The sequence below is a fragment of the Gemmobacter serpentinus genome, from assembly GCF_008973825.1.
In the GTDB taxonomy this organism is placed as follows: Bacteria; Pseudomonadota; Alphaproteobacteria; order Rhodobacterales; family Rhodobacteraceae; genus Gemmobacter; species Gemmobacter serpentinus.
In genome coordinates this window covers 239451-266407 of sequence record NZ_WCHR01000018.1, presented here as the reverse complement: position 1 = coordinate 266407, position 26957 = coordinate 239451, and the positions used below count along the sequence as shown (strand labels likewise).

Genomic DNA, 26957 nt, shown 5'->3' with positions numbered 1-26957 from the left:
CAATTGCCCTAAAAATCCAGAATAAACAGCAAATCACAGAAGCATCTTCACATTTGGTATTCTTTTGGTATGATACCAGTCACGAGGGGATATCATGGCCATTTTTCTGGGAATCGACGGTGGCGGCACCGGATGCCGCGCGGCTCTGGCCGATGGCTCTGGCCGAATCCTCGGCACCGGGATGGCAGGGCCTGCCAATGTGAACACCGATCTGGCCGCCACACGCGACAACATTCTGGCAGCAACCGAACAGGCCCGACGGACCGCCGGCCTTGATTCCGCGCCGCATGACATGGTCGCGGTGCTGGGTCTGGCGGGGGCCAATGTCACCGCCGCGGCGCGCGCTTTGGCTGACAGCCTGCCTTTCGCACGTTTGCGCATCGTGACCGATGCGATCACCGCGACCAAAGGTGCGCTTGGCGATGGGGACGGGATCGTCGCGGCTATTGGCACCGGATCGGTGCTGACCACCTGTCGTGCGGGCCATGTGCAGCAGTTCGGCGGCCGCGGCTTCCTGCTGGGGGATGAGGGCAGCGGCGCGGTTCTGGGCCGGACCTTGCTGGCGCGCGCGCTGCGGGCCGAGGACGGATTTGTGCCCATGACACCCCTTCTGGCCGAGCTGCTGGTCGAGTTGGGTGGCATCGAAGGCGTGATCCGCTTTGCGAAAGATGCCCGACCCGCCCAGTTCGCCGAATTTGCGCCACGCATTACGGGCAGCGACGATCCCGCCGCCCTGACGATCTTTGACAGCGCAGCCGAGGAACTGGCCGGGATGATCGACCATCTGCAACGGCAAGGGCCGCTGCCAGTGGTGTTTCTGGGCGGGCTTGGCACGCGCTACGGCGCGCGGCTGGCCGGGCGTTGGCCGGTGCAGATGCCGCAGGGCAACGGGCTGGACGGTGCCTTGCGGCTGGCGATTGAGCTGGGCCGGACGGAGGAAAGAGCCTGATGGAAGATCTGTTCGCAGCCTCCGCCTTTGAGGATAACGGTGCCGGGCCGCTTTATCTGCAATTGCATCGCCGCATCGCCGAGGCCATCGCCTCGGGGCGGCTGAAGCCCGGCGACAGCCTGCCGCCTGAACGCGAAATGGCGGCGCTGACCGGGTTGTCGCGCGTCACCGTTCGCAAAGGGGTCGAGGCGCTGGTCGCTTCTGGGCAGTTGGTGCAACGGCGCGGCTCTGGCACCTTTGTCGCCCCAAGGGTGGAACGTCTGGAACAGGCGCTGTCACTCCTGACCTCCTTCACCGAGGATATGGCCCGGCGCGGGCGCGATGTGCAAAGCCGCTGGATCGCGCGCGGGCTGCACGCCCCCAGCCCCGAAGAGGTGATGGCGCTTGGCCTTGGCGCGGGCGACCGCGTGGCACGGCTGGAACGGGTCCGCTCATCCGACGGGGTGCCGCTGGCGATTGAACGCGCCTCGCTGCCGGGGCCGATCCTGCCCGATCCCGATCAGGTGACCGGATCGCTTTATGCCGTGCTGGAACAACGCGACTGCCGGCCCGTGCGCGCGGTGCAGCGCATCTCCGCCGCCAATCTTGGCGCGCGCGACGCAGAATTGCTGGAGGTGGCGCCCGGCGTCGCGGGCCTTCGGATCGAACGGGTCTCCTACCTGCCCAGCGGCAGGGTGGTGGAATTCACCCGGTCGCTTTATCGCGGCGATGCCTATGACTTTGCCGTGGAACTGAAACTTGCGCCCGATGGCGAGAGGATTACAGAATGAGTGAAAGCCATATGGCCCGCGAAGTGGCCGAAATCCCCGAGGCTGCGGCCCGTTTTCTGGATCGCTCGCGCATCGCCGTGGTCGCCGCCGCTGCTGCCCTGCGCCGCAAGGATCCGGAGCTTTTTGCCAGCGTGGCACGCGGATCCTCTGACCATGCGGCGACCTATCTGAAATACGCGATCGAACTGGAGGCCGGATTGCCTGTCGCATCCGTCGGTCCCTCCATCGCCTCGATCTACCATCGGCCGCTGCGTCTGAAGGGTGCCGCTTGCATCGGCATTTCGCAATCGGGCCGCAGCCCCGATATCGTGGAGATGATGCGCAGCGCGGGCGAAGGCGGCGCGTTGACCATCGCGATCACCAACTTTGCCGACAGCCCGATGGCGCAGGCCTCGGCGCATTGCCTGCCCTTGCAGGCGGGCGAGGAAAAAAGCGTCGCCGCGACCAAGACCTATATCAACAGCGTGCTGGCAGGCCTCGCATTGCTGGCGGAATGGCGCGAAGACGAGGGCCTGCGCCGCGCCGTCACCGCCCTGCCCGAAGCCTTTGCCAAGGCCGTGGCACTGGATTGGGAGCCGCTGTCGGCCCGACTGTCGCGGGCCAATTCGGCCTTCGTTCTGGGGCGGGGTCCGGGCTTTGCCGCCGCCAACGAGGCCGCGTTGAAGTTCAAGGAAACCTGCGGCATCCATGCCGAGGCCTATAGCGCCGCCGAAGTGCTGCACGGGCCTGCGGCCATCGTGCAGGCAGGATTCCCGGTTCTGGCGCTTGGCGTCGAAGACGCGGCCCTGCCGCAGCTATGTGCCACCGCCGCCCGGCTGGCCGCGCAAGGGGCCGATGTCTTTGTGACCGGGGCCGATATCGACGGGGCAACCCGTCTGCCCTCGGTCGAAGGGCTGCACCCGATCGTGGCACCGCTGGTGATGATGGCGGGCTTCTACGCCTTTATCGAAAAGCTCGCGCGCCGTCGCGGCTTTGATCCTGATACCCCGCCGCATCTGCGCAAGGTGACGGAGACGGTGTGATGACGCGTCATGTGCTGACCGGCGCGCGGATCTTTGACGGGCAGATGATCCATTCGGATCGCGCGCTGGTGATCGAGGGGACTGTGATTGCAGGCCTTATCCCGGCGGATCAGGCACCGAAAGCTGCGCAGCACCTGACCGGGCTGCTTGCCCCCGCCTTCCTAGACCTGCAGGTCAATGGCGGCGGCGGGCATCTGGTCGGGGCCACCACAACGGCTGCCGATCTGGCAACCGTCTGTGCCGCCCATCGGGGCCTTGGCACGGCGGGCGTGTTGCCGACACTGATCACCGACACCGCAGAGGCAACCGCGCGGGTGATTGCGGCCGGGGTGGCGGCCATCGGCACGCCGGGCTTTCTTGGCCTGCATCTGGAAGGTCCGCATCTCGATCCGCGCCGCAAGGGCGCGCATGATCCGGCCCTGATCCGCCCGATGGAGGCAGAGGATCTGGCCCGCCTATGCGATGCCGCGACCCGCCTGCCCGCATTGCTGGTGACGCTTGCCCCGGAAAGTGCGACGCCGGATCAGATCGCGACGCTGACCCGCGCGGGCGCCGTGGTCAGCCTTGGCCATAGCGATTGCAGTTTCGACACCGCGCAGGCCGCCTTTGCCGCGGGCGCGCGCTGTGCCACGCATCTGTTCAACGCCATGAGCCAGATCGGCAATCGCGAACCCGGCCTTGCCGGTGCAGTGCTGACGGCGGATGCGGCGGCGGGCCTGATTGCCGATGGCATCCATGTCCATCCGGCGACGATGCGGCTTGCGCTGACCGCGCGGGTGGATGGCGTGTTTCTGGTGACCGATTGCATGTCATTCGCAGGCACCGACCTGACAGAAATGACCCTGCACGGACGGCGTGTGCTGCGTCGGGATGGTCGCCTGTCGCTGGAGGACGGCACGCTGGCCGGGGCCGATCTGACCCTGCCCCAAGCCATCGGCAATCTGGTGACCAAGGTTGGCATCTCCCCCGAACGCGCCCTTGCCATGGCCAGCCGCATCCCCGCCCGCGTGATCGGGGTCGAGGATCGCTTTGGCCATATTGCCCCCGGCCGCGCGGCCGAATTGGTGTTGCTGGATACAGATTTCGGCCTGTCAGGATATTGGTCCGGCGCAGGCTGGCACATCGCCCCCACATGAAAAGGTGCCCTTCCGGGCACCTTTTTTGCGATGTCACTTGCGTCCGAACAGCCGGGACCAGAAGCCGTGCGCCCGCGCCTTCGCGGCGTCTGCACTGGCATCCAGTTCATCCAGCTTGCTGTTCAGATCATCGACCGCCGGTTCGATCATGCGTTCCTTGAACTGCACCCACATCCGCCACAGCATCAGCCAGACCAGCCCAAGAAGGGCGAGAACCACGATATTGACCCACGGGATCAACGTGACATCCGGGCCTTCGACCGGGCGCACCTTCACCGCATTCGGGTAAATCGAGAAGATCGGCAGACGCCAGCCGTAATGCGTGACCGCCACCCATTCCGGTTTTTCCTTCGGCGAAACCAGATTGGTCGCCTCTGCCTGCAGGTTGGAGCTGTCATATTTGAAATAGGGCGGCCAGATCCAGCCGGTATCCTCATTGCGATAGACCATGACCTTGCCGCTGGGAAACACCGCCTCGATAAAGCGGATATCGCGGCGATCCACCGTGGAGGTCGTGGTGCCGCTGTCGGGCGAGGCATAGAACATCGCATTCGCGCCGACTTCGGTCAGGCGGTTATAGGTGCCGGTGATCCGCACCACGTCGCGATGCGGCAGGGTGTAATGCAGGAAGGCCGCGACGATGGCAAAGATCGTCAGGCGGAAGCCCCATTTGATATAAGTCCACATGCCACTGGCACTCCTTCAATTGTGGTTCACCAGATAGATGGTAATCCCGATGCCCGCCATGGGCAGGATATAGACCAGCCATAACAAGCGCACACGCAGGCTGCGATTGTAATCCTTCATCTGCGCCTCGACCCAAGCGTCGCGGTCACCCTCCATCCCGCGCGCGGCAAAGCGTTTTTCCAGCTTTTCCCGACGGGTGGAGCGGAAGAAGATCCTGAGCAGCCAGTAGAACACCGTCAGGATCACGAAGGCGAGGGCCCAGGCCCGCAAGATTGCGATCATCGTCTCAGGGCTCCCCATGGTCCAACCGCGCGGATCGGATCGGCGGGGGCTGCGCGCGGCGGCTCCTCCATCCCCGGTTCCGGTCCGAACAGGGCCGCACGCGCACCCTGCTTGTCCACGATGTATTCGCGCTCCAGAAAATCGGCGACATATTGGCGCTTGCGATCCGACCAGCCCAGATAGCTGGCATAGAACAGTTCTTTATGGGTGATGAACATCTGCCGCACATCCAATGGTGCCAGATCGGCCAGCAGCATGTTCACCAGATCGCGGTCCCGCCCCGGTCGCGCCCGCAGCGTATAGAAATAGGCCGGATGTTCCGATGTCAGGCGCGGCCAATCCCCCGCCCCTTCGACCCATCGCAGCAGCGCCGCCAACCCCTGAAACGCCTCGGGCAGCGCAGATCCCAGCTTATGCGCGACCTTGCGCAGATCGGGCCGCGTCGCCTGGCCCAGATCCAGGTTCAAGGCATCTGCCGCATCGACCAGAATGAAATCCATCTTCTGGCGCAACAGCGCCGCCACATCGGTGCCACGCGCGGTCACAATGGGTTCGACCAGCTGGTTGCGCTCCAGCCAGTCGGCAATGGCATTGCGATCGCCCAGATCCATTACCGGGGCCACCGGCACCGGGCCAAGGGCCGCCTTGGCACCTGCGCAGATCACGCCGGGAAAGCGCGCCTCGCGAAAGATGTAGATGCCGCCGAAATGCGAGGTCCAGAAATTCGGCTGTTCAAAGCTCATGGCGGGCAGATGGATCGGCGCGCGGGTGACATCGCCGGTTTTCTTCGCCAACTCGATCATCTGCGCGATCAGCACATCATCGCGCCAGCCATCGGGCTCTTGCCGGAACCGGTCGATCAGCCCGGCCAGCTTGCCCGCATCACGCACATGCGCCCCGGTCGTGTCGGCCTGCACGGTGATGCGGCGAATGTCGAACAGCCGTGCCGGCGTCGAGGTGTCGAAGACGCTGTTCTCCAATTCCCCGAGCACCGCATCGCGCGCGGTCAGCGCAAACAACTGCGCCTCGTTCGCCTCGATGAATTGCTGCAGGATGCCGCGCGAGGTGGAGAATTTGATATTCAGCAGCGGCGCCGTCTTCTGCGCCGTGGTCAACAGGATAAATTGCCGGTTGAAGCCATTGGGGTTGAGGTAAAGCGGATCGCCCAATTCGTCACCGATCTCGGGCGAATAGCCGGAAATGTCGATATGGAAATCCGCCAACTGCGTCTCGCGGCCGGTCAGTTGCCGCATGGCGCGGCGATAGCGTTCGACCAAGGCGGGCGACGACACCTCGATCAGATTGCCGAACATCAGCCCCTTTTCGATCAGCCGCCGCATTTTTCCGCCCCCCTGCTCACGCGCCACAGACCGAAGATCAGCCCGCCGATGCAGCCCAGGATCCACGCGATGACCGCAGCGCCCGCGCCGAGGACGGTGCCCAGAACCGCGCCAATGACGCCCAGCACGAACGCCGCCACCCCGGTTTCTCCAGCGCTTGCATGGGCGCTCATCATGGCGCTGCCAAACTCGCTGCCCAGCCAGAAGGCAAGAACACCGCCCAAAAGGATCAGGCCGAAGATTGGCCAGAAGCCCCATTGCGCAAACCCGGCAAACAGCCCGGCCCCCGCCCCGGCGGTCAGGGCCACAAGCCCGATGATCGCCTCTGGCCCGATCATCCGCGCCCCGCAAGGTAGCGGCGCTTGGCTTCCTCTGCCCGGCCCATATCGCGCACCATCCCGTCAATCGCGACCTCGTCGGATTTGTCGGCATAGCGGAACTCGCTATCGGCGTAGCGGTTGATTTCCTGCACCACCATGTCGACGGTGATCGGCGTCATCAACTCGCGGATCATCGCCAGTTTCTGATCATAGGGCTGGAACAGGAACAGGTCGGGTTGTTCCATCCATATGTCCGGCAGTTCGAAATCCATCGCCCGCACCTTCACCGCGTCGGTGATGTTCTTGATGGCACGGCCGGTAAAGCGATCATCCGCCATCTGGATCGCCTTGAGGTATCCGCCCAGCTTCGCGATCGTGTCCAGAGGCCCAACATCGGCCGTGACCCGTTCAAACACCTTGACCAGACCATCTTCCTGCGGCCGGGCATGGCGGTCGAAACTGGCGGCTACCGCGCGCTTGATCTCTTGCGCGGCGAACAGGTCATGGTCCCCCAGCGGGATCTGGTGATTGCGCCCCAGCAGAAGCGACAGGATGTCGATGTAATCCTCGCGGCTTTGCGGCCCGTCGACCAGGAACCGCGCCCCCGCGCGCTGGCGCAGCGCATCATCGACGTTTTCGGGGAAGTTCGAGAACATTCCGAAGGTGCAATTGCCCCGCACCACGGTATTGGCCCCCGCGAAGGCCTCCATGAAGACCGCCGTCACCTCTTGCTGGCCCGCGCTCGATTGCCGGTCGCCGCGTTTGCCCGCGATCTGGTCGATATCGTCGATGGTGCCAAAAGCAATCGCCGCCGGGTCGATGATATGGGTGATGAAGGCCTTGGCATTCTGCCCCGACTTGCCCTGATAGCTGTCGATCTGGTCAATCGAGAAATTCTGATAGCGGAAGGGATAGCCCGCGACCGTGCAGTAATCGTTCAGCAACCCCGCCATCATCTGGATCAGCGTGGTCTTGCCGGTGCCGGGCTTGCCATCGCCCATGAAGGTGAAGATGAAACCGCCCAGTTCCGCAAAGGGGTTCAGCTTGCGGGTGAAGTCATAGGCCATCAGCATCTTGGCCAGCCGCATCGCCTGATATTTGGCGATATGGTTGCCGATCACCTCGGTCGGTTTCTTGAACTGCATGGTCAGGGCCGCACCCTTGGCCACCCGCGCCGGGGTAAAGCCCGCAAGGGTCAGCCCATCGGCCTCCACCCGCCAGCTGCTGGCAGCAAAAGGCGCGGTGGCGGGCGCGCTTTCGGCACGCGCGGCCACGCGGGTCATCAATGCCTCGGCAAAGGCCGCAAGCGTGGCGATCAGGCGTGCATCATCCTGGCCATGCGCCGCGATATCCTGGTCCAGTTCCCATAGCGCACCTTGCAGCGCGAGGGGGGCATTGTCGGTCAGCACCTCCTCGACCGTGCCGATCTCCACCACCACCTCGCCCAGATGCGGGGCCAACAGAAAGGCCAGCGCGTTGGCAAAGCTGTGCAGGACCACCAACGCCTCGGCAGCCAGCAGGGCCGAGAAATCGGCGCGCCGGACCTCGGGCAGACGGGCCTCCAGATTGGCGCGTTTCAACTCGGCTAGCGCGGTGCCCTGCGCGAAGGTGTCCCCCATCGCCAGCGCAATCGCCAGCGCCCGGCGCAGCGCACCAAGGGCGGTTGCCTGCTGCGGCGTCACCAGCCCATCGCCCAGCCCTTCGATCCGCTCGATCAGCCGCACGCCGCCGGGGCGGGCGGTGCTGCGCGCCGCCATCCCCGGGATGGTCGACCGAAAGCGCGGCCGTGCGCCGATGCCGGGCGAACGTTCCGCCTCAACCACCGGCGCAATAGCGGTGGCAATGCGCGGCGCATGGTCAAAGCCGGTCAGCAGACCCAAAGCCGTCTCGTAATGGCTGCGGATACCGTCTTCCTTCAGCTCCATCGTGTCGCGTGTCGTCATGGCCTACCTCGCCGGAATGAGGCGCCCGCCCGCGCCAACAATGAATTTACGAATATCGGCAAAGCCGGGCGGGTTCAGTTCCGCCAGCGCCTGATAGGGGCGCTCGGGCAGCACGATCATCCGCTCGGTCCGGCTGGCCCCGGTCTCACCCCCCAAAAGCGGATCCAGACGGTAAACCTGCCGCTGCGCAGAGGAGAACCAGCCATCCTTCACCTCTTCCTCGCGGTCAGAGACCAGATCCTCGGCCGTCCAGACCAGCGCCCAATCCTCGCCCGCCGGCGCGCGGGCAGTGGCCAGAACCTGCGCAATCGGCCCCGATTGCAGGGTGAAGCTGTGCGAATGCATGGGCCCCAGGGTCAGCCGCCGCAAGCGGCGCGGATGCAGATCGGGGAAATCGGCGTCCAGGCCCTGCGCGATGGTCAGAAGTTTCAGCCCCGACAACGATTGCGCCATCAGATGCGCCTGCACCTGCGGCCAGCGCCGCGCATCTGTGGGCAGCGGCTTCTTGCCGCTATCGTGCACATCCATCAGATAGAGGACCGGCAGATTGCTCTGGGTGTCATAGACCGCCCAATGCACAAGGAAATGCCGCCGGGGACCGACATCCTGCACCCATTGTGCATCGGGATCATTGCGGGCCTGAAACAGCCCACCCGCCTGCAAGGCCTCATAATAAAGCCGCTGCGACAGCGCGAATTGCAGCCGTGTCGGCAGGCTCAGATCCCCGACGATCTGGCGGATCATCCGATCCTTCAGCCCCGCCTCACTTTCCATTCCGGCAAGATGCTTCTCTGCCTGACTGGCATCGACCGCCATCACCATCAGCTCTTGTGCGATGGGAAAGCCGCTGTCATGGCGGTCAAAGGTCAGCGCACCGGGCAAAGGCCCCTCGACCCGGCCGGTCATCAGGTATTTCAGCCCCAGCGCATGAAAGGTCGCGGCCAGCCGCCCGACATGGCCCGCAATCACGCGCGCTTCCAGCCGGGTTAGGCGGCCCTCCACCTCCAACTCGCCCGCCACACGGGCCAAATGACCGATGATGCGGTCGAACTTGGCGAAATAGCGCCGCACGACAAGGCTGTCGGGGATCGGGGTATGGTCGTCAGTCAGATGGGTCTGAGGCATCGCGGTCGCGCCCGTCCTCGTCAATCCAGATCAGCCAGCGCATCGCGGCGCTGGCGGTGTTCAAGCGGCGATAGGCGGCATTCGGGGCCGACAGGCGAAAATACAGCCAGCGTTGCCCCGCCCGAAACGCGACGCCCCCGACCAGCAGCACCATGGCGACAAGCCCAGGCAATACGGCCAGCGCCGCCCAGATCGCAGCACCCGTCGCCTCTGCCAAGGCCAGAAGCGCCAGCGCGATCAGCGCCGCCGCCCCGCCCCAAAGCGCCGCCCGGCGCAGCTGCGCCGCAAAGCTCATGCGCCATACTGGTTCTTGTCGTGCTTCTCGACAATGGTGGCAAAGCGGCGGGCAAAGCGTTCATCCGCCTTGGCCTTGGCCTCCAGAATCTGGCGGGCAAAGACCATGTGCCCCTCATGCGCTTCCAGCATGTCAGCCATCTTCTGATTGGTGGCCGCGCCAATCGCCGCCATAGCCGCCTGCGCCTCCTGATCGGTTTTCACCCCGATCTCATTGATACGGTGCGCCACATCCTGCTGCTGCGCGGTCTTGAGGCTGGAGGTCAGCGCATCATACAGCACCACACGCTGCTTGGTGTCGGTTTGCAGCTTGTTGATCAGCACCATCTGGGTCGCCGCCTGATTTTGCAGACTGTCGACCCAGGTCTTGCCCTTTTCGATATAGCGTTCCAGCGTCTGGCTTTTCGCGAGCATCACCTGTTCATCCTGCACCAGCGCGTTATGACGGGTGTTCAGGGTGGCAAGTTCGGTCTCCAGCTTGGTGCGGGCAGCGGCGTCCTGTTCCACCGCGATCCTGTTCTCCAGCTCGATCACCTTGGGGTCCAGCCCGGCAATTTCGGCCCGCACGGCCTCCAGCGCGGCAACCGTGCCCTCGCGCTCGTCCAGGGTGCCGACCAGATTGGCCTCGACGCGGGATTTCTGGTTGTTCAGCAGATCCAGCTGGCTTTGCAGCAGCTTCACGATCACATCCGACTTGCCGATCAGATCCTGCAACTTGGTATCAATCGAGGCCGTGCGCAGACGCTCCTGCCGCATCGCTTCGGATTTGCCGCGCGAAAAGAAGCCGATGACACTTTCTGCCGTGGTTTTTGAGCGCAGCTCGTTGAAATCCTCGGTGAAGCCCGCTGTCACATCATCCAAGCCCATGATCAGCTCGGCGATATTGGCGTTCATCAGGTCGGTGTGCTTGTGAACATCGTCCAGCGTCGCATTCTCGATATCGATGGCCGCCTCGCCCGCAGACATCTTCTGCCGCGCCTCTTCGATCCGCGCGGTCAGCGTCGAGATCTTCTCTTGCGCCTCGATGAACTGCTTCTGGCTATCGGCAATCTGCGTGGCAAAATCGGCCATGAACACCTCCCAAGTTAACTCTGTTCACATATGTGCGTCCTGCCTGCCCCGCACCAGTGGCGGTGGTCTGAAAATCAGGGCCGCACAGACAGTTTCTTCGGCTCCGAGCCTGCGCCAGAGGGGGGCAAAATGCAACGCGGCAATGCAAGTCCGCGCAAGGCCCGTGCTGCGCCATCGCGCCTTGGCAAATCGGCCCCGCCCTTCCTATGATCGGAGGATGGAAACCGATCCGCTTCCCCGCCTGCACGCCGAGATCCGCGCCCGCCGCGATCAGTTGATCGCGCTGACGCAGGATCTGATCCGCATCCCGACGCTGAACCCGCCGGGGCTGCACTATCGCGAAATCTGCGATTACCTGTCGGACCGGCTATCAGCACAGGGCTTTGTCACCGCCTTGGTGCGGGCCGAAGGCGCGCCCGGCGACAGCGACGCCCATCCGCGCTGGAATCTGATCGCGCGGCGCGAAGGCGCGGGCCCCGGTGCCTGCGTGCATTTCAACAGCCATCACGACGTGGTCGAGGTCGGCCATGGCTGGACCCGTGATCCCTTTGGCGGCGCGCTGGAAGGTGACCGCATCTATGGGCGCGGGGCCTGCGATATGAAGGGCGGTCTTGCCGCCAGCATCATCGCGGCCGAGGCCTTTATCGCGGCCTTCCCCGATTTTCGCGGTGCCATCGAAATTTCCGCCACCGCCGACGAGGAATCCGGCGGCTATGGCGGTGTCGCCTATCTGGCCGAACAGGGCTGGTTCGACCCCGACCGCGTCCAGCATGTCATCATCCCCGAACCCTTGCACAAGGATCGCATCTGCCTTGGCCATCGCGGGGTCTGGTGGGCCGAGGTGGAGACCAAGGGCAGCATCGCCCATGGCTCCATGCCGTTTCTGGGCGACAGCGCCATCCGCCATATGGGGGCCGTGCTGGAAGAGATCGAGCGCAAACTTTATCCGCTGCTTGCCACCAAACGCACCGCCATGCCGGTGGTGCCGGAAGGGGCGCGGGCCTCGACGCTCAACATCAATTCGATCCATGGCGGCGAGGCGGAGCCCGAGCCCGGCTATAGCGGCCTGCCCGCGCCTTGCGTCGCCGACCGCTGTCGCATCATCCTCGACCGGCGTTTCCTGATCGAAGAAGGCATCGGCGATGTGAAGGCCGAGGTGACCGGGCTGCTGGAAGGGTTGAAATCCAGCCGCCCCGGCTTTGATTACAGCATCCGCGATCTGTTCGAGGTGCAGCCGATCCAGACCGCGCCGGATGCGCCCGTGGTGCGATCCACCGGCGCGGCGATCGAGCGGGTGCTGGGGCGGGTTGCGGAACATGTGGTCTCCCCCGGCACCTACGACCAGAAACACATCGACCGGATCGGGCGCATGAAGAACTGCATCGCCTATGGGCCGGGCCTGCTGCATCTGGCGCATCAGCCCGATGAATGGGTGGGCGTGCAGGATATGGAAGACAGCGCACTGGTCATGGCGCTGGTGCTGGCCGACCTGCTGACCTGACTATGCTGTTTCGGCCCCATCCCCCGGGGGTCTTCGCCCCCAAACCCGTCTGAGGATGTTTGGGAAAGGAAGACATCAGGGCGCAGCCATTTGCGCGCTTCTTTTCTCGAATATCCTCAGGTCGGGCGCGCGCGCCTTTGGGGAATTGCGCAGCAAGAAGGGGGCGCAAACGCCCGCTTCTGGTTCGTTTGGCAGCTGCGCGTCAGACCGCGATATTGTCGATCAGCCGCACGCCACCGATCCAGGCTGCCGCCAGCAGCCGCGCCGGTTGGTCCAGCCTGGTGATCGGATCCAGCATCGCGGCATCGCGCAGATCCAGATATTCGACCTCGGTGAACCCCGCCAGACGCAGCTCCTCGCGGCCCTGGTCCAGCGCGGCGGCAATGTCCGTTCCGGTGCGGATCGCGGCGGCGGTCTTGCCCATCACCCGCGCAAGGCCCGAGGCCTGCGCCCGGCTCAGCGCGTCCAGCCGCACATTGCGCGATGACATCGCCAGACCATCGGCCTCGCGGATAGTGTCGCAGCCGACCACCTCGACCGCAAGGTTCAGGTCCGCGACCATGCGCTTCACGACCTGCAACTGCTGCCAGTCCTTCTGTCCGAAATAGGCGCGGTTCGCCTGGGTCATGCCCATCAGTTTGGCGACCACCGTCGCCATCCCCTCGAAATGGCCGGGACGGCGCTCGCCCTCCATCGGGGCGCTGACGCCACTGACCGTGATCAATGAGGCAAAGCCCGGCGGATAGACCTCGGTCACCGAGGGCGCGAAGAGGATATCGACCCCTTCGGCGGCCAGCAAAGCCGCATCGGCATCTTCGCTGCGCGGGTATTTCTTCAGATCATCTTCGTTGTTGAACTGCGTCGGATTGACAAAGATCGACACGATCACCCGGTCACAGCCGCGCTTGGCGGCGCGGACAAGGCTCAGATGCCCCTCATGCAGCGCACCCATGGTCGGCACCAGACCCACGACCTGACGGCCATCCTCCTTCCAACCACGCACACGGGTGCGCAATTCCGCGACGGTCCTGAGGATCTGCATCAGCTTTTGGTTCCTTTGGGGGCCAGCACATCGGCAAAGGCATGTTCCGGGGCCGGGAAACGGCGGTGGCGCACCTCATCGGCATAGGCGGCGATGGCCTCATCCGCGGCCTGCCCCAATTCGCCAAAACGCTTCACGAATTTCGGGCGGAAATCGGTGAACAGACCCAGCATGTCATCGACAACCAGCACCTGCCCGTCACAGCGCGCCCCCGCACCGATGCCGATGGTCGGGATCGACAGGCGCTGCGTGATGCGGCCCGAAAGCCCTTCGGGCACCTTTTCCAGCACGACAGAGAACGCGCCCGCCTCTTGCACCGCAAGGGCATCATCCATGACCTTTTCGGCCTCGCCGTCGCGGCCGACCACCTTGTAGCCGCCCAGGGTGTTCACCGATTGCGGGGTCAGGCCGATATGAGCCATCACCGGCACGCCGCGTTTGGTCAGGAAGGCAATCGTCTCGGCCATATGCTGGCCGCCCTCCAGTTTCACCGCCGGGGCACCGGTCTCTGCCATGATACGCGCGGCATTGCGGAAGGCCTGTTCCGGGCTTTCCTCATAGCTACCGAAAGGCATATCGATCACCACCATGGATTTCTGCGCCCCGCGCATCACCGCGCGGCCATGCAGGATCATCATCTCCATGGTGACGCCAAGGGTCGAGGGCAGGCCATGCAGCACCATGCCGACCGAATCCCCCACCAGCATGATATCGCAATGCCGGTCGACGATCCGCGCAATCGGCGTCGTATAGGCAGTCAGCACGACGATGGGCGTATCGCCCTTGCGGGCAAGGATATCCGCAGGCAGGACGGGGCGAAGGCTGCCGGTTGCACTCATGGCTCTCTTGATCTCCCTCGCAAGAAAGGCTGGGGCCTTGTATAGCCCCCGCCCCGGTGCCGCACCAGCGAAACTTGCCCGCTGCTGTGCGGCGAAACCCCGGCCCGCCCCTTCCTTCGTCGCAGCCAGCTTGACCCGCGCGCGGGAAAGCGCAGGATGCGGCAAAGCCATAGGAGAGGCCCAGCCATGACCCTGCTGCAACGCGTGAACCGTGAGGCGACCCCGCCCGAAACCGAGCGCCCCGCCCCGGAAAAACTGATTTCCGGCGATCCGGTCCACACGACCTGGAATATCGAGGAACGCGACGGGCTTTACAGCGGCATGTGGCAATCCACCCCGGGCAAGTGGCGCATCTCCTATTCGGAATGGGAATATGTGCATATCCTTGAAGGGGTCTCGATCCTGACCGATGCCGATGGGGTAGCCACCACCCTGCGCGCGGGCGACAGCTGGATCATCCGCCCCGGTTTCGAAGGCACCTGGGAATGCGTGGAGACCACACTGAAAGACTATGTCATTCTGGCCTGAGCCATTTGCATCCGCCCCGGGTCCGGGATAGGCCGGGCCGGACCCGCGTAACGATTTCAGGGGCCGGTGACCGGCCCCGCAGACCCTGAAGACGGAGATATGGGATGAAACCGATTTTCCTTGGCCTCGCGCTTGCGCTCGTGCCGCAATTCGGCATGGCGCAGACCACCAACAGCGTGCCGGTTCCAAAGCTGGTGCCGGCGCAGACCCAAAGCAATGACATGATCAGCGCGGGCAATCCTGCGCATATCGTCGAGGTCATGCAATCGCTTGGCTACCGGGCGGAACTGACCACCGATGACCGGGGCGACCCCAAGATCAAGTCGGCGGCGGGCGGTGCCAATTTCTCGGTCTGGTTCTATGGCTGCAGCAGCGGCAAGGATTGCGAGGCGATCCAGTTTTCGGCCGGGTTCGACATGGAAAACGGCATGGAAATGGCCTCGGTCAATGATTGGAACACCCGCAAACGCTATGGCAAGGTCTATCTCGATGACGAGCAAGACCCCTATATCGAGATGGATATGATGGTCGGCACCGGCATGTCGCGCGATCTGTTTGCGGAGAACCTGTCGCTCTGGGACCGGACGATTGCCGATTTCAAGGATCACATCAACTGGTGACCCCGGCCGCACGGCCATGAAGAAAGGCGCCCCGGACCGATCCGGGGCGCCTTTTCAATTTCGCCCGATCAGCGGCAGAAGCGGCCCCGGCTCCGGTGCCGCGCTCCGCGCCGGATCAGCCTTGCACCGGCTGGCCGGTCAGCGCGGCCTCCCGCGCCGCAGCCTCGGAAGCGGCGGTTGCTGCAGCATTGGCGGCAGCAGCGGTTGCGGCCGCAGCATCTGCCGCCTTCTTGTCCAGCTTGCGCTGCTCGACCACCGCAATCATCGCCTCGTCATAGGGAATGAGAAGCCCGTTCTCATCTTCCATATAACGGCCTTCCAGCTTTTCCGACTCGGCAGCGGTGCGGACCTTCACATGGGTGCCAAGCGGCGCGCGCTCATAAAGGTCGATGGCGTCGCGGTTGAACAGACGGATGCAACCGGCCGAGGTCGCGTGCCCGATAGAGCTGTTCTCCGAAGTGCCATGGATGCGGAAATAGGTGTCACGCCCGTTGCGATAGAGATACAGCGCGCGCGCGCCCAGGGGGTTCGACAGGCCGCCCGGCAGACCACCGGCATATTCGGCATACATTTCCGGCATGGTGCGGATCATGTTGGCGGTCGGCGTCCAACGGGGCCATTCGACCTTGCGATTGACCGTGGCGCTGCCCTTGAAGCCAAGACCGGCGCGACCCACCGCGATGGAATAGCGCATCGCACGCCCATCCGGCATCACGAAGTAAAGTTTGCGCACATGCGGATCGACGACGATCGTGCCGGGCTTTTCGGTGCCATTATAGGCCACCTCATGCCGCGCCACATCGCCCGCCAGATAGCGCGCATTGACCGGCTGGATGAAGAATTCCCCATCTTGCAGGCCTTCATAGCCGGGAACTTCGGCCGGCGGTGCCACGACCTTGGGTGGCGGGGCGCAGGCCGCAAGCAGAGAAAGCGCCGCGAGGGCGGTGAATTTGAGCAGAATTGTTTTCAACATCGGTGGCAGCCGTTTGTTTAGCGGGAATCGCACAGGGACGAAGACAGATCAGACGAACAGAGGGCCGGAGCGACGCGGGGTCAACCCCTAAAGCCCGCAAGCCACAACAAATCCCGTCATGCGGTTCCTGCCGCACCGACTGCGACAGCGTGGGTGCGACCTCTGACTGCGTCATGCCGCCCCCAGCCGCACGCCGCGCAAGCCACCCGAGGCCGGATCGGGCAGCGGGGCGGATGCCTCCCCACCCCGCACGGGCAGGCCCAGCAGCAATGCCAAAGTGGTAAAGGCCCCGACCTGCGCGCGGGGCAGATCCATGTCCGGCCTTGGTGTCAATGGTCGCAAAGGCGAGCGCCCCGCGATTGCCCGGCAGCCAGAACTATGCCGAAGGTGCCGCCGCATCGGCGCGCGTCGACAGGACGGTGTTTTTCGCGCAATGCGTCAACGGTGCCGTGAGATGCAGGCAGGTGTCACCACCGCCGCAGCGCATCTTCATCCTGATCGCGCGCCGCAACCCAGGCCGCGCCATCCGCGGTGATTTCCTTCTTCCAGAACGGTGCGCGGGATTTCAGGTAATCCATCAGAAACTCCGCCGCGGCAAAGGCATCGGCGCGGTGACGGGCGGCGGTTGCAACCATCATGATCGGATCGCGCAAGCTGAGCCGCCCATAGCGATGGATCACCCGCGCATCCTCCAGTCCGAAACGCGCCATGGCATCCGCCACCATGGCGGCAATTGCCCGTTCGGTCATGCCGGGGTAGTGCTCGATTTCCATCGCGGTCAGAGGCGTGGCACCGTCGCGCACAAGGCCGGTGAAGCTGACCACCGCGCCCGAGGCCGACAGCGCGGCGGTAAAGGCACTGACCTCCTGCCCGGGATCGAAGGCTGCGGCCTGCACCCGCACACGCTCGTGCTCTGGCCGTCGCTCTGGCATCGGCTAGCCCCCCGTCATCGGCGGAAAGAATGCAACCTCGCGCGCGTCACCCAGGGCCGCGTCAAAGGAAACCAATTCCTGATCGATGGCGGCCCGCAGGCCCTTCAGATCGGCAAAGGCAAGGGCATGGCCATCGCTGCGCCCGCGCAGCTCGGTCACCAGATCGGCAAGCGTTGCCGCAGAAGTCTCCAGCTCCTCCTGCGCGGCCCCGATGCGTTCGCGCAGCCAGGCGAAGTAAAGCACCCGCAGCCGCATCCTACTTGTCCTTCAGGAAGGGCAGCGCCTTGCGGAAGTAATCAAGCCCGGTGATCAGTGTCAGGATGGCCGCGATCCAGATCAGCACAAGGCCGATATTGGTGGCATAGGTCGCGCAATCGCGCCCGCCGCAGGTGCGGATCGGATCGGCGATACCTGCGGCAATGGCATCGGCATACTGCTCCGGCGTCATGCCGCGCATGGTAATGCCTTCCATATATTCCAGCCCGGTGCCCAGAAACAGCACCGCGATGGCCACCATCTGCGCGGTGGTCTTCCACTTGGCCAGTTTGGTGACCTTCAGCTGCCCCGCAACGCTGCCCAGAAACTCGCGCAGGCCAGACACACAGACCTCGCGGAAGAAGATCACCGTCGCGGGCAGGATCAACCACGGATTCATGCCGGAATAGCCCGTGATGACCATGATCGCGATCAGCACCATCGCCTTGTCGGCAATCGGATCCAGCATGGCCCCGAATTTGGATTCCTGCTTCCACAGCCGCGCCAGATAGCCATCGAACCAATCGGTGACGGCCGCGCCGACAAACAGCGCCAGCGCCAGCCAATCCGCCCAGGGGCGGTGGAAGTAAAGGAACATCACCGCGACACCGGGCGCGGCCAGAAGACGCAACAGCGTCAGGATATTCGGGATATTCCACGTCATGGCGACAGTCGTAGCCCAAGCCTTGCAGCGGGGGAAGGGGGCGCGTGACCTGCAGATACAACCATAGCGCGCAATCGGCTATGCGCCGCTTTACAGGCCCGGTTCAGGGCGCTAGGTCAGCCGCCTTTCCCAAGCGACAGGCATCGGACCCATGGCATCCTGCGGCATCGATTTCGGCACCTCGAATTCCACCCTCGGCATGGCGGATGCGGATGGCGCGCGCCTGTTGCCGCTGGAAGAGAACGAGGCCACCCTGCCCTCTGCGGTGTTCTGGGCCGAGGATGGCCCGCCCTTGATGGGGCGCGCGGGGATCAACGCCTATCTGGAGGGCGAGGAAGGCCGCCTGATGCGCGGTCTGAAATCCACCCTTGGATCGGGCCTGATTTCTGAGCGCACCCGCGTCGGCACCCGCAATGTCAGCTTCCGCGAGGTGCTGGCCCGGTTTCTGGCCAGCATCCGCGCCCGTCTGCCCGCGCCGGTCTCGGCCGTGGTGCTGGGGCGGCCGGTGCATTTCATCGATGACGATCCCGCGGGCGATGCTCAGGCCGAATCTGTGCTGGCCGAGATCGCGCGCGAGATCGGGTTTGAACAGGTGTCCTTCCAGTTCGAGCCCATCGCCGCCGCCTTGGATTATGAGAGCCGTCTTACCCGCGAGGAGCTGGTGCTGATCGTCGATATCGGCGGCGGCACATCGGACGTGTCGCTGGTGCGGGTGGGGCCGGATCGCGCCCGGCTGGCTGACCGCGCGGGTGACATTCTTGGCAATGACGGTATCCGGCTAGGCGGCACCGATTTCGACCGGCTGCTGAGCCTGACGGCCGCCCTGCCTCATCTGGGGTTTGGCGCGGCGACCAAGGGCGGGGCGGGCACCATGCCACGGCATTACTATCTGGATCTGGCGACCTGGCACCGGATCAACGTGATCTACAGCCGCCAGACGCTGACCGACCTGAAGGCGTTGCGCCACGAGATCGACCAGCCTGAACTGATCGACCGCTTCCTGCGTTTGATCGACGGGCATCACGGCCATGCCCTTGCCATGGAGGTGGAGCGGGTGAAGATTGCGCTCAGCCACGATGAGGCAGCGCGCCTGATGCTGTCACCGCTATGCGGGGCACCGAACCCGGTGGTGCGGCGCGAGATGCTGGAAGGCGCGATGGCTGCGCCCCTGACCCGTCTGGCCGATCTGATTGCCCGTGTTCTGGCGCAAGGGGGCGTCAAACCCGATCAGGTGCAGACCGTCTTCCTGACCGGGGGATCCAGCCGTCTGCCCGTGTTGCAGCAGTTGCTGGCACAGATGTTGCCGGGCGCACGGCAGGATCGCGGCGACGATCTGGGCAGCGTCGGCACCGGCCTCGCGCTGGAGGCGCGGCGGCGCTTCGGGTGAGATGGCCTTTCGACGGGGATCTGGCGAATGCCGCCGGGGGCGCTTCGCCCCCCGGACCCCCAGAGGATATTTGGGAACAGATGAATGGCGCGGTGCGTGGCAAGCCATTGCGATGCCGCGAGTCCCAGCCGCCCACAGGCCCACACACCGGCGCGGCAACGACAGGCACCGCGGGTTTCAGGCAGCGGGGCGGCGGATTTGCGGCGCGGCTTCCAGCACCAGCGGGCGAAATCCCGCGCCGCCCTTGTCGATCAGCTCGAACAGTTGGCGGCGCATCCGGGGTTCCCAATAATCGTTGATATGGCTCGCCAAGCCGCTGACGCCTTCATCATGCGGCTTGCTTTCCATGAAGCGCGCGATCTGGTTTGCCATGGTGATCAGCTTGGTCTGCACGGCATTATCATGCGACATTGGCGGCCTCCTCAGGCGGGATCCGGTCAGGATGGGTGAAAATCTCGAAACTGTCGGGCCGCGCCAGCCCGATCAGGGTCAGCCCGGCGGCATCGGCCATGGCGACCGCCGCAGCCGTGGGGGCCGAGACCGCGATCATGACCGGAAATCCCGCGGCGCAGGCCTTTTGCACCATGTCGATGGAGACCCGGCAGGTCAGGATCACCGCGCCGTCATTGCGCGGCCCGACCGCGCCGATCAGCTTGTCCAGCGCATTGTGGCGGCCAACATCCTCGCGTGCGGCCAAGATGCCGCCGGGCCGCCAAAGGGCGGCGCAATGGGCAGCGCGGGTTGCGTCATGCAGCGGCTGATGCGCCTCCAACTCCGCCATCGCGGCCTGTACTTGACCTGCCGTCATGGTGAAACCGTCAGGCGGCAGCGGGCGCGGGCGGCGGACCGCCTCTTCCAGACTGTCGATGCCACACAGCCCGCAGCCGACCGGCCCGGCCATGCTGCGCCGCCGTCTGGCCTGCCGCTCGGCCGCATCCGAGCCCAGCCAGATTTGCAGATCAATGCCGCGCGGGGTTTCCTGCGGCTCGATGCTTTCGATTTCGGCAAGGCTGGCAATGCCTTCGGTCAGGGTGAAGCCGCGCGCGAAATCCTCCAGATCTGCGGGTGTCGCCATCATCACCGCATGGGTGGATCCATTATAGGAAAGCGCCACCGCCACCTCGGCGGGCAGCATCCGGGTGCCCGGGCTCATCCCCCCGGCCCGGACCGCCCGACGCGGCACAGGCGCGCGCGTCTCCATCATTCGGCCGCCGCAATCCGGCGCGACAGCGCCGCCTGCGCCTCGTATTCCTCTTGCCATTCGCTGGGCCCGTTGGAGGGGCTGACCTGCACCGCCGTCACCTTGTATTCCGGGCAATTGGTCGCCCAGTCGCTGAAATCGGTGGTGATGACATTGGCCTGAGTCACCGGATGGTGGAAGGTCGTATAGACCACGCCCGGCGAAACGGTATCGGTCACCGTGGCGCGCAGCGTGGTTTCCCCAGCCCGGCTGGCAAGGCGCACCCAGTCGCCTTCGCGGATGCCACGATTTTCGGCGTCATGCGGGTGGATCTCCAGCACATCCTCCGGGTGCCAGACTACGTTCTCGGTGCGCCTTGTCTGCGCCCCCACATTATACTGGCTGAGGATCCGCCCGGTGGTCAGCAACAGCGGGAAGCGCGGGCCGCTGCGTTCATCGGTGGCGACATATTCGGTGCGGATGAACTTGCCGCGCCCGCGCACGAAACCGTCGATATGCATCAGGGGCGTGCCCTCGGGCGCGGCCTCGTTGCAGGGCCACTGGACCGAGCCCAGTTCTTCCAGCCGGTCATAGCTGACACCGGCAAAGCTGGGCGTGGTCAGCGCGATCTCTTCCATGATCTGCGCCGGATGGGTGTAGTTCCAATCCGCCCCCATGGCGCGGGCGAAAAGCTGCGTCACTTCCCAATCGGCATAGCCCTGCTTCGGGGCCATCACCTTGCGCACGCGGTTGATGCGGCGTTCGGCATTGGTGAAGGTGCCGTCTTTCTCAAGGAAGGACGAGCCGGGGAAGAAGACATGGGCATAATTCGCGGTTTCGTTCAGGAACAGGTCATGGACGATCACGCATTCCATCGCCGCAAGGCCGGCCGCGACATGTTTGGTATCGGGGTCGGATTGCAGGATGTCTTCGCCCTGACAGTAAAGCCCCTTGAAGCTGCCTTCCACCGCCGCATCCAGCATATTGGGGATGCGCAGGCCCGGCTCCGGATCGATCGGCACGCCCCATGCCGCCTCGTAAATCGCGCGAACCTCGGGGCCTTTCACATGGCGATAGCCCGGCAGCTCATGCGGGAAAGACCCCATGTCGCAGCTGCCCTGCACGTTGTTCTGGCCGCGCAGCGGGTTCACCCCCACGCCGGGGCGGCCGATATTGCCGGTCAGCATGGCGAGATTGGCGATGGCGATGACGGTGGTGGAGCCTTGGCTGTGTTCCGTCACACCCAGACCGTAATAGATCGCGGCATTGCCGCCTGTGGCATAAAGCCGTGCCGCCCCGCGCAGTTCGGCTGCGGGTACCCCGGTCAGAAGTTCAATCGCCTCGGGCGCGTGTTGCGGTTCGCTGATGAAGGCCGCGTAATCCTGGAACTCGTCCCAGTCGCAACGGGTGCGGATGAATTCCTCATCATAAAGCCCCTCGGTCACGATGACATGCGCCATGGCCGAGACGACGGCGACATTGGTGCCGGGCTTCAGCGCCAGATGGTGGGCGGCGCGGTAATGCGGCCCCTCGAACATCTCGGTGCGGCGCGGATCGACAAGGATCAGCTTTGCCCCCTGGCGCAGACGCTTTTTCAGGCGGCTGGCAAAGACCGGGTGGCCGGAATGCGGGTTGGCCCCGATCACCAGCGCCACATCGCAATCCTCGACCGAGTCGAAATCCTGCGTGCCCGCCGAGGTGCCGAAGGTCTGGCCGAGACCATAGCCGGTGGGCGAATGGCAGACCCGGGCGCAAGTATCGGTGTTGTTGTTCAAAAACACCGCGCGGGTCAGCTTTTGCACCAGATAGGCTTCTTCATTGGTGCAGCGTGACGAGGTGATGACACCGACCGACTGGCGGCCATATTGATCCTGAATGGCCTTCATGCGGTTTGCGGCAAACGCCATCGCCTCGGCCCAGCTGACCTCTTTCCAGGGGTCATTGATGCTGTCGCGGATCATCGGCGACAGGATGCGATCTTTGTGGCTGGCATAGCCATAGGCAAAGCGACCCTTCACGCAGCTATGGCCGCGATTGGCCTTGCCGTGCTTGTAGGGCACCATACGCACCAGCTCATCGCCGCGCATCTCGGCCTTGAACTGGCAGCCGACGCCGCAATAGGCGCAGGTGGTGACGATGCCGCGATCGGGCGTGCCGATGTCGATGATGGATTTTTCAACCAGCGTGGCAGTCGGGCAGGCCTGCACGCAAGCCCCGCAGGACACGCAATCAGAGGACAGGAACGTATCCTCTTTCAGCCCGGCATGAACCCGGCTGTCCCAGCCCCGACCTTCGATGGTCAGCGCGAAGGTGCCCTGCACCTCTTCGCAGGCGCGGACGCAGCGATTGCAAACGATGCATTTGCTGGGATCATAGCTGAAATAGGGGTTGCTGTCGTCTTTCGGCAGCCATTGCGGATTGGCAGCACCTGAGGTGTCCTTGGCGCGGAAATGGGTTTCCATCTTTCCGTTTTCGGGCGCCTCATAGCGCACATCGCGCAGACCCACGGCCCCCGCCATATCCTGCAATTCGCAATCGCCATTGGCCGCGCAGGTCAGGCAATCCAGCGGGTGATCCGAAATATACAGCTCCATCACGCCGCGCCGCAGCTGTTTCAGCTTGCCGGTCTGGGTATGGACCTTGATGCCCGGTGCCACCGGCGTGGTGCAGGAGGCGGGCGTGCCATTGCGCCCCTCCACCTCCACCAGACACAACCGGCAGGACCCGAAGGCATCCAGACTGTCGGTGGCGCACAGCTTGGGCACGGAAATGCCGATCTCGGCCGCCGCGCGCATGATGCTGGTGCCCTCGGGCACGGTCACGTCAAACCCGTCGATGCTGAGCGTCACCATGGTTTTCGATTTGGCGGCGGGGGTGCCGAAATCGCGATCCGGGATGATGAAATCTTTCATCTCAGGCCCCTTTCCGTTGGGCAAGCTGATGCGCCACGATGGCATTGGCATGGCCGTGACCCAGACCATGATCTTCCTTCAGGAAGCGCACGATCTGCATATGCGGCTCCGACAGACGTGGCCCGATCAGGTCGAACCAGTGCTGCATCGGCTGGCCGTATTCCTGTTCAATGGAAGGAAAGTAGGAGGCCGGGCCCTGAACCTTGTCGTTCATTCGGCGGCCTCCTTGTGCGTGCTGGTGAAATCATCGGGGAAATGCGTCAGCGCCGACATCACCGGATAGGGGGTAAAGCCGCCAAGCGCACAAAGCGAGCCCGCCTTCATGGTTTCACACAGGTCGGTCAGCAGCGGGATCGCCCCGTCATCGCCGCGGGCGATGCGGTCCAGCGTTTCCACCCCGCGCACCGCGCCGATGCGGCAGGGCGTGCATTTGCCGCAGGATTCAATGGCGCAGAATTCCATCGCGAACCGCGCGAGTTTCAGCATATCCGCGCTGTCGTCAAAGACGGTCAGCCCGGCATGGCCGATCAGCGCGTTCTGGCCGGAATATTCCTCATAGCCGAAGGGGGTTTCAAACTGGTGCGGCGCAAGATAGGCCCCCAGCGGGCCGCCCACCTGCACTGCCTTGACCGGACGCCCCGAGGCCGTGCCGCCGCCGATCCCTTCGACAATCTCGCGCAGGCTCAGGCCGAAGGCGATCTCGTAAAGCCCGCCCTGCTTCACATTGCCCGCGATCTGCAAGGGGATGGTGCCGCGCGACCGGCCCAGACCGAAACCCGCATAGAACTCCGCCCCGCGGTCAAGGATCACCGGCACCGTGGCCAGCGAGATCACGTTGTTGACGACCGTGGGCCGCCCCATGAAACCTTGCAGCGCGGGCAGCGGCGGCTTGGCGCGCACAGTGCCGCGCTTACCCTCAAGACTGTTCAGCAGCGCGGTTTCCTCGCCGCAGACATAGGCGCCTGCCCCCACGCGCAGCTCGATATCAAAGGCCCGACCAGAGCCCAGAACCGATGCGCCCAGCACGCCGCCCGCCCGCGCCAGGCGCAGCGCCTCGGCCAGCGTGGCATTGGCATCGGGGTATTCCGACCGCGAATAGATGAAGCCCTTGGTGGCCCCGACCGCCAGCCCGGCAATGGTCATGCCTTCGATCAGGGTGAAGGGGTCGCCTTCCATGATCATACGGTCGGCAAAGGTGCCGCTATCACCCTCATCGGCATTGGCCACGATGTATTTCTGCGGCCCCGGCGCATCATGCACCGTCTTCCATTTGATCCCGGTCGGAAAGCCCGCCCCGCCGCGCCCGCGCAAGCCGGATCTGGTGACCTCATCGACAATCGCGGCCCCCGACAGGGTGATCGCGCGTTCCAGCCCCTTGAACCCGCCATGGGCACGGAAATCCGCCAGATCCAGCGGATCGATCACGCCGCAACGGGCAAAGGTCAATCTGGTCTGGCCCTTCATCCAGGGCAGATCCTCGGTCAGACCCAAGGCCAGCGGACCGCCATCAAAGACCTGGGCCACCTGCCCCGGCACCATCGGGCCAAAGGCAATGCGGCCCTCGGGCGTTTCCACCTCGACCAGCGGCTCCAGCCAGACCATGCCGCGCGATCCGTTGCGGATGATGGTTACTTCCAGCCCGCGCCGCGCCGCCTCGGCCTGAATGGCCCTGGCAACGGCATCTGCGCCCAGTGCCTTGGCGGCCGCATCACGGGGAATATAGATCCGCATCAGCGCACCTCCGCAATCAGATCGGCGAGCCTGTCGGCATCGACGCGCCCGACCACACGACCATCGACCATGGCGGCCGGGCCACAGGCGCAAAGGCCAAGGCAGAAAACGGGCTCCAGCGTCACGCGGCCATCGGGCGTGGTCTCGTGCCAGTCCAGCCCCAGCTGCGCCATGGCCTGCTGTGCCACCTGATCCGCCCCCACCGATTGACAGCTTTCCGCCCGGCACAGTTTCAGCACATGCCGCCCGGCGGGCTCTGCACGGAAATCATGATAGAAGGTCATCACGCCATGCACCTCGGCGCGCGACAGCGACAGGCTTTGCGCGATCACCGGCAAGGCCGCCTGTGGCACATGACCGAAGGCCGCCTGCACCGCGTGAAGGATCGGCAGCAAGGGCCCCTCGATCCCGTCATGCGCGGAAATGATCTCTTTGACCCGCGCAAGCATTGCGGCCTGATCCGGCATTTGGCTGACCTCCCGTTAGCTGACAGCCAGAATGGGCGCGGTTGATAGCCAAATCAATATTGATATGCCGTTGCTTGATAGGATTTATCTATCAAACCTCAGCGATGCGGCGGGCCGAGTCCAGCAAGGCGGCGATCAATGGCGTTGGCGGAACGCGATGGGTCGCAATCAGCCCGACCAGATGCTCCACCTCTGGCCCGACGATGGGCACGGCGACAATCCCGCCGCCCTGGGCGAACAGTTCGGCCAGCTTTTTCGGCAGGATCGACACCCATTCGCCGCTCAGCACATGGGCCATCAGCGCGATGGTGGAATTTGATTCGACCATCGGCGCCGCGCCGATCCCGGCTTCGGTCAAATGCTGGTTGACGATGCGGCGGTTCTGCATGTCGCCGGTCAGCAGGCATAGCGGGAGGTCACGCAACTCCGCCCATGTCACCTGCGCCCGCCCGGCCAGCGGATGCGATGGCGCGCAGAGCAGGCGGTAAAATTCGGCGTAAAGTGGCACCTGCGTGACGCGGCCCAGGGGTTCATTGTCAAGATAGGTGACACCCGCATCAAGATCGAGGCGTTCGATCCCGGTCAGGATCTCGACCGAGGTGCGCGACAACAACGTGACCCGGACATTGGGGTGGCGGCGGGTGAAGGGCGTGGTCAGATCGGCGACCATCGGCAGCGCGGTCGGGATCACCCCGATGCGCAGATGGCCCGCCAGCCCATGATGCAGGCTGCGCATCTCATCGCGCAGGGCGCGCGCATCAGCCACGATGCGGCGGGCGCGGTCCAGCACGCGCTGCCCTTCGGGCGTCAGCCCCTGAAAGCGCGATCCGCGCCAGACCAGCTGCACCCCAAGCTGATCCTCCAACTGCTTGATCGCTGAAGACAATGTGGGCTGCGTCACGCCGCAGACCTGCGCGGCGCGCCCGAAATGCCCTTCATTGGCGAGGGCTATGAACATCTCCAGCCGGTCGATCATGGCCCCGTCCC

General features: G+C 64.5%; 30 protein-coding genes. 8 read left to right on the top strand and 22 right to left on the bottom strand.

The window, feature by feature from the left end; translation table 11 throughout:
• Positions 1-94 precede the first annotated feature (94 nt).
• Genes GBJ34_RS12315 through nagA form a run of 4 tightly spaced genes read left to right on the top strand, consistent with a single transcriptional unit; the run spans position 95 to position 3877 of the window.
• The gene (locus tag GBJ34_RS12315; RefSeq protein ID WP_151719571.1) at positions 95-949 is read left to right on the top strand and encodes a BadF/BadG/BcrA/BcrD ATPase family protein; all 855 of its coding nucleotides are present in this window, start codon (positions 95-97) and stop codon (positions 947-949) included.
• Positions 949-1719, top strand: a complete 771-nt coding sequence (locus GBJ34_RS12310) for a GntR family transcriptional regulator (protein WP_151719570.1) — start codon at positions 949-951, stop codon at positions 1717-1719. Before GBJ34_RS12315 ends, GBJ34_RS12310 begins: the two co-directional genes overlap by 1 nt.
• Positions 1716-2741, top strand: coding sequence for an SIS domain-containing protein (locus GBJ34_RS12305; protein WP_151719569.1), 1026 nt, complete (start codon positions 1716-1718; stop codon positions 2739-2741). Before GBJ34_RS12310 ends, GBJ34_RS12305 begins: the two co-directional genes overlap by 4 nt.
• The gene (gene nagA / locus GBJ34_RS12300) at positions 2741-3877 is read left to right on the top strand and encodes an N-acetylglucosamine-6-phosphate deacetylase (RefSeq protein ID WP_151719568.1); all 1137 of its coding nucleotides are present in this window, start codon (positions 2741-2743) and stop codon (positions 3875-3877) included. Before GBJ34_RS12305 ends, nagA begins: the two co-directional genes overlap by 1 nt.
• A gap of 33 nt (positions 3878-3910) precedes the next feature.
• On the opposite strand, the gene GBJ34_RS12295 is transcribed toward nagA, so the two are convergent.
• From GBJ34_RS12295 to GBJ34_RS12260, 8 genes are read right to left on the bottom strand one after another with little or no spacing between them, the layout of a single operon-like run.
• Entirely contained in the window at positions 3911-4564 is a 654-nt protein-coding gene (locus GBJ34_RS12295; RefSeq protein WP_151719567.1) for a DUF1523 family protein, read from the bottom strand.
• A gap of 15 nt (positions 4565-4579) precedes the next feature.
• Positions 4580-4846 (bottom strand): hypothetical protein, encoded by a 267-nt coding sequence (locus tag GBJ34_RS12290; RefSeq protein ID WP_151719566.1) that lies wholly within the window; start codon positions 4844-4846, stop codon positions 4580-4582.
• Positions 4843-6186 (bottom strand): DUF6638 family protein, encoded by a 1344-nt coding sequence (locus GBJ34_RS12285; RefSeq protein WP_151719565.1) that lies wholly within the window; start codon positions 6184-6186, stop codon positions 4843-4845. The genes GBJ34_RS12290 and GBJ34_RS12285 overlap by 4 nt, the downstream gene beginning before the upstream one ends.
• A complete protein-coding gene (locus tag GBJ34_RS12280) occupies positions 6174-6524 on the bottom strand; it encodes a hypothetical protein (RefSeq protein WP_151719564.1) in 351 nt (116 codons plus the stop codon). Before GBJ34_RS12280 ends, GBJ34_RS12285 begins: the two co-directional genes overlap by 13 nt.
• Entirely contained in the window at positions 6521-8449 is a 1929-nt protein-coding gene (locus GBJ34_RS12275) for an AAA family ATPase (protein ID WP_151719563.1), read from the bottom strand. Before GBJ34_RS12275 ends, GBJ34_RS12280 begins: the two co-directional genes overlap by 4 nt.
• 3 nt (positions 8450-8452) lie before the next feature.
• A complete protein-coding gene (locus tag GBJ34_RS12270; RefSeq protein WP_151719562.1) occupies positions 8453-9574 on the bottom strand; it encodes a hypothetical protein in 1122 nt (373 codons plus the stop codon).
• The gene (locus tag GBJ34_RS12265; protein ID WP_151719561.1) at positions 9552-9869 is read right to left on the bottom strand and encodes a hypothetical protein; all 318 of its coding nucleotides are present in this window, start codon (positions 9867-9869) and stop codon (positions 9552-9554) included. Before GBJ34_RS12265 ends, GBJ34_RS12270 begins: the two co-directional genes overlap by 23 nt.
• Entirely contained in the window at positions 9866-10939 is a 1074-nt protein-coding gene (locus GBJ34_RS12260) for a coiled-coil domain-containing protein (RefSeq protein ID WP_151719560.1), read from the bottom strand. The genes GBJ34_RS12265 and GBJ34_RS12260 overlap by 4 nt, the downstream gene beginning before the upstream one ends.
• A 217-nt stretch (positions 10940-11156) precedes the next feature.
• Here GBJ34_RS12260 and GBJ34_RS12255 point away from each other — a divergent pair, with 217 nt between their 5' ends.
• Positions 11157-12440, top strand: a complete 1284-nt coding sequence (locus GBJ34_RS12255; RefSeq protein WP_151719559.1) for an acetylornithine deacetylase/succinyl-diaminopimelate desuccinylase family protein — start codon at positions 11157-11159, stop codon at positions 12438-12440.
• 202 nt (positions 12441-12642) lie between these two features.
• Here the strand turns inward: GBJ34_RS12255 and panC are convergent, their stop codons facing one another.
• Both panC and panB read right to left on the bottom strand, forming a co-directional pair.
• Positions 12643-13485 (bottom strand): pantoate--beta-alanine ligase, encoded by an 843-nt coding sequence (gene panC, locus GBJ34_RS12250; protein WP_151719558.1) that lies wholly within the window; start codon positions 13483-13485, stop codon positions 12643-12645.
• Positions 13482-14321, bottom strand: coding sequence for a 3-methyl-2-oxobutanoate hydroxymethyltransferase (gene panB / locus GBJ34_RS12245; protein ID WP_151719557.1), 840 nt, complete (start codon positions 14319-14321; stop codon positions 13482-13484). The genes panC and panB overlap by 4 nt, the downstream gene beginning before the upstream one ends.
• 186 nt (positions 14322-14507) lie before the next feature.
• On the opposite strand from panB, the gene GBJ34_RS12240 reads away from it, so the two are divergent.
• Together GBJ34_RS12240 and GBJ34_RS12235 are read left to right on the top strand one after the other, a co-directional pair.
• Complete coding sequence (locus GBJ34_RS12240; protein WP_151719556.1) at positions 14508-14849, top strand: cupin domain-containing protein; 342 nt, start codon at positions 14508-14510, stop codon at positions 14847-14849.
• A 104-nt stretch (positions 14850-14953) separates the two neighbouring features.
• Positions 14954-15469 carry a YbjN domain-containing protein gene (locus tag GBJ34_RS12235; protein ID WP_151719555.1) on the top strand — a complete coding sequence of 172 codons (516 nt, stop codon included), beginning with the start codon at positions 14954-14956 and terminating at the stop codon, positions 15467-15469.
• A gap of 115 nt (positions 15470-15584) precedes the next feature.
• Here GBJ34_RS12235 and GBJ34_RS12230 read toward each other — a convergent pair whose 3' ends face one another.
• The 5 genes from GBJ34_RS12230 to pgsA all read right to left on the bottom strand — a co-directional run bounded on the left by GBJ34_RS12230 (position 15585) and on the right by pgsA (position 18293).
• Positions 15585-16442 (bottom strand): L,D-transpeptidase, encoded by an 858-nt coding sequence (locus GBJ34_RS12230; RefSeq protein ID WP_151719554.1) that lies wholly within the window; start codon positions 16440-16442, stop codon positions 15585-15587.
• Between the two features lie 171 nt (positions 16443-16613).
• Positions 16614-16757, bottom strand: coding sequence for a hypothetical protein (locus GBJ34_RS20555; RefSeq protein WP_192931206.1), 144 nt, complete (start codon positions 16755-16757; stop codon positions 16614-16616).
• 152 nt (positions 16758-16909) lie between these two features.
• Positions 16910-17374, bottom strand: a complete 465-nt coding sequence (locus tag GBJ34_RS12225; protein ID WP_151719553.1) for a molybdenum cofactor biosynthesis protein MoaE — start codon at positions 17372-17374, stop codon at positions 16910-16912.
• Between the two features lie 3 nt (positions 17375-17377).
• Positions 17378-17623: a molybdopterin converting factor subunit 1 gene (gene moaD / locus GBJ34_RS12220; protein WP_151719599.1), complete on the bottom strand. Its 246-nt coding sequence runs from the start codon at positions 17621-17623 to the stop codon at positions 17378-17380.
• Between the two features lie 7 nt (positions 17624-17630).
• On the bottom strand, positions 17631-18293 hold the full coding sequence (pgsA, locus tag GBJ34_RS12215) for a CDP-diacylglycerol--glycerol-3-phosphate 3-phosphatidyltransferase (protein ID WP_151719552.1): 663 nt from the start codon (positions 18291-18293) through the stop codon (positions 17631-17633).
• A gap of 151 nt (positions 18294-18444) precedes the next feature.
• Here pgsA and GBJ34_RS12210 point away from each other — a divergent pair, with 151 nt between their 5' ends.
• A complete protein-coding gene (locus GBJ34_RS12210) occupies positions 18445-19680 on the top strand; it encodes an Hsp70 family protein (RefSeq protein WP_151719551.1) in 1236 nt (411 codons plus the stop codon).
• A gap of 177 nt (positions 19681-19857) precedes the next feature.
• Here the strand turns inward: GBJ34_RS12210 and GBJ34_RS12205 are convergent, their stop codons facing one another.
• The 7 genes from GBJ34_RS12205 to GBJ34_RS12175 all read right to left on the bottom strand — a co-directional run bounded on the left by GBJ34_RS12205 (position 19858) and on the right by GBJ34_RS12175 (position 26946).
• Positions 19858-20091 (bottom strand): formate dehydrogenase subunit delta, encoded by a 234-nt coding sequence (locus tag GBJ34_RS12205; RefSeq protein WP_151719550.1) that lies wholly within the window; start codon positions 20089-20091, stop codon positions 19858-19860.
• Positions 20081-20884, bottom strand: coding sequence for a formate dehydrogenase accessory sulfurtransferase FdhD (gene fdhD / locus GBJ34_RS12200; RefSeq protein WP_151719549.1), 804 nt, complete (start codon positions 20882-20884; stop codon positions 20081-20083). Before fdhD ends, GBJ34_RS12205 begins: the two co-directional genes overlap by 11 nt.
• Positions 20881-23772 carry a formate dehydrogenase subunit alpha gene (fdhF, locus tag GBJ34_RS12195; protein WP_151719548.1) on the bottom strand — a complete coding sequence of 964 codons (2892 nt, stop codon included), beginning with the start codon at positions 23770-23772 and terminating at the stop codon, positions 20881-20883. The genes fdhD and fdhF overlap by 4 nt, the downstream gene beginning before the upstream one ends.
• A gap of 1 nt (position 23773) precedes the next feature.
• Positions 23774-23986, bottom strand: coding sequence for a DUF4287 domain-containing protein (locus GBJ34_RS12190; RefSeq protein ID WP_151719547.1), 213 nt, complete (start codon positions 23984-23986; stop codon positions 23774-23776).
• Positions 23983-25503, bottom strand: coding sequence for a formate dehydrogenase beta subunit (locus tag GBJ34_RS12185; protein WP_151719546.1), 1521 nt, complete (start codon positions 25501-25503; stop codon positions 23983-23985). Before GBJ34_RS12185 ends, GBJ34_RS12190 begins: the two co-directional genes overlap by 4 nt.
• On the bottom strand, positions 25503-25970 hold the full coding sequence (locus tag GBJ34_RS12180; RefSeq protein WP_151719545.1) for a formate dehydrogenase subunit gamma: 468 nt from the start codon (positions 25968-25970) through the stop codon (positions 25503-25505). Before GBJ34_RS12180 ends, GBJ34_RS12185 begins: the two co-directional genes overlap by 1 nt.
• A gap of 91 nt (positions 25971-26061) precedes the next feature.
• The gene (locus tag GBJ34_RS12175) at positions 26062-26946 is read right to left on the bottom strand and encodes a LysR family transcriptional regulator (RefSeq protein WP_151719544.1); all 885 of its coding nucleotides are present in this window, start codon (positions 26944-26946) and stop codon (positions 26062-26064) included.
• Positions 26947-26957: the final 11 nt, after the last annotated feature.

Bases quoted from the DNA above. Each gene is read 5' to 3' on its own strand.
- GBJ34_RS12315 (WP_151719571.1), top strand. From the start codon at position 95: ATGGCCATTTTTCTGGGAATCGACGGTGGCGGCACCGGATGCCGCGCG.
- GBJ34_RS12310 (WP_151719570.1), top strand. From the start codon at position 949: ATGGAAGATCTGTTCGCAGCCTCCGCCTTTGAGGATAACGGTGCCGGG.
- GBJ34_RS12305 (WP_151719569.1), top strand. From the start codon at position 1,716: ATGAGTGAAAGCCATATGGCCCGCGAAGTGGCCGAAATCCCCGAGGCT.
- nagA (WP_151719568.1), top strand. From the start codon at position 2,741: ATGACGCGTCATGTGCTGACCGGCGCGCGGATCTTTGACGGGCAGATG.
- GBJ34_RS12295 (WP_151719567.1), bottom strand. From the start codon at position 4,564: ATGTGGACTTATATCAAATGGGGCTTCCGCCTGACGATCTTTGCCATC.
- GBJ34_RS12290 (WP_151719566.1), bottom strand. From the start codon at position 4,846: ATGATCGCAATCTTGCGGGCCTGGGCCCTCGCCTTCGTGATCCTGACG.
- GBJ34_RS12285 (WP_151719565.1), bottom strand. From the start codon at position 6,186: ATGCGGCGGCTGATCGAAAAGGGGCTGATGTTCGGCAATCTGATCGAG.
- GBJ34_RS12280 (WP_151719564.1), bottom strand. From the start codon at position 6,524: ATGATCGGGCCAGAGGCGATCATCGGGCTTGTGGCCCTGACCGCCGGG.
- GBJ34_RS12275 (WP_151719563.1), bottom strand. From the start codon at position 8,449: ATGACGACACGCGACACGATGGAGCTGAAGGAAGACGGTATCCGCAGC.
- GBJ34_RS12270 (WP_151719562.1), bottom strand. From the start codon at position 9,574: ATGCCTCAGACCCATCTGACTGACGACCATACCCCGATCCCCGACAGC.
- GBJ34_RS12265 (WP_151719561.1), bottom strand. From the start codon at position 9,869: ATGAGCTTTGCGGCGCAGCTGCGCCGGGCGGCGCTTTGGGGCGGGGCG.
- GBJ34_RS12260 (WP_151719560.1), bottom strand. From the start codon at position 10,939: ATGGCCGATTTTGCCACGCAGATTGCCGATAGCCAGAAGCAGTTCATC.
- GBJ34_RS12255 (WP_151719559.1), top strand. From the start codon at position 11,157: ATGGAAACCGATCCGCTTCCCCGCCTGCACGCCGAGATCCGCGCCCGC.
- panB (WP_151719557.1), bottom strand. From the start codon at position 14,321: ATGAGTGCAACCGGCAGCCTTCGCCCCGTCCTGCCTGCGGATATCCTT.
- GBJ34_RS12240 (WP_151719556.1), top strand. From the start codon at position 14,508: ATGACCCTGCTGCAACGCGTGAACCGTGAGGCGACCCCGCCCGAAACC.
- GBJ34_RS12235 (WP_151719555.1), top strand. From the start codon at position 14,954: ATGAAACCGATTTTCCTTGGCCTCGCGCTTGCGCTCGTGCCGCAATTC.
- GBJ34_RS12230 (WP_151719554.1), bottom strand. From the start codon at position 16,442: ATGTTGAAAACAATTCTGCTCAAATTCACCGCCCTCGCGGCGCTTTCT.
- GBJ34_RS20555 (WP_192931206.1), bottom strand. From the start codon at position 16,757: ATGGATCTGCCCCGCGCGCAGGTCGGGGCCTTTACCACTTTGGCATTG.
- GBJ34_RS12225 (WP_151719553.1), bottom strand. From the start codon at position 17,374: ATGCCAGAGCGACGGCCAGAGCACGAGCGTGTGCGGGTGCAGGCCGCA.
- pgsA (WP_151719552.1), bottom strand. From the start codon at position 18,293: ATGACGTGGAATATCCCGAATATCCTGACGCTGTTGCGTCTTCTGGCC.
- GBJ34_RS12210 (WP_151719551.1), top strand. From the start codon at position 18,445: ATGGCATCCTGCGGCATCGATTTCGGCACCTCGAATTCCACCCTCGGC.
- GBJ34_RS12205 (WP_151719550.1), bottom strand. From the start codon at position 20,091: ATGTCGCATGATAATGCCGTGCAGACCAAGCTGATCACCATGGCAAAC.
- fdhD (WP_151719549.1), bottom strand. From the start codon at position 20,884: ATGATGGAGACGCGCGCGCCTGTGCCGCGTCGGGCGGTCCGGGCCGGG.
- fdhF (WP_151719548.1), bottom strand. From the start codon at position 23,772: ATGAAAGATTTCATCATCCCGGATCGCGATTTCGGCACCCCCGCCGCC.
- GBJ34_RS12190 (WP_151719547.1), bottom strand. From the start codon at position 23,986: ATGAACGACAAGGTTCAGGGCCCGGCCTCCTACTTTCCTTCCATTGAA.
- GBJ34_RS12185 (WP_151719546.1), bottom strand. From the start codon at position 25,503: ATGCGGATCTATATTCCCCGTGATGCGGCCGCCAAGGCACTGGGCGCA.
- GBJ34_RS12180 (WP_151719545.1), bottom strand. From the start codon at position 25,970: ATGCCGGATCAGGCCGCAATGCTTGCGCGGGTCAAAGAGATCATTTCC.
- GBJ34_RS12175 (WP_151719544.1), bottom strand. From the start codon at position 26,946: ATGATCGACCGGCTGGAGATGTTCATAGCCCTCGCCAATGAAGGGCAT.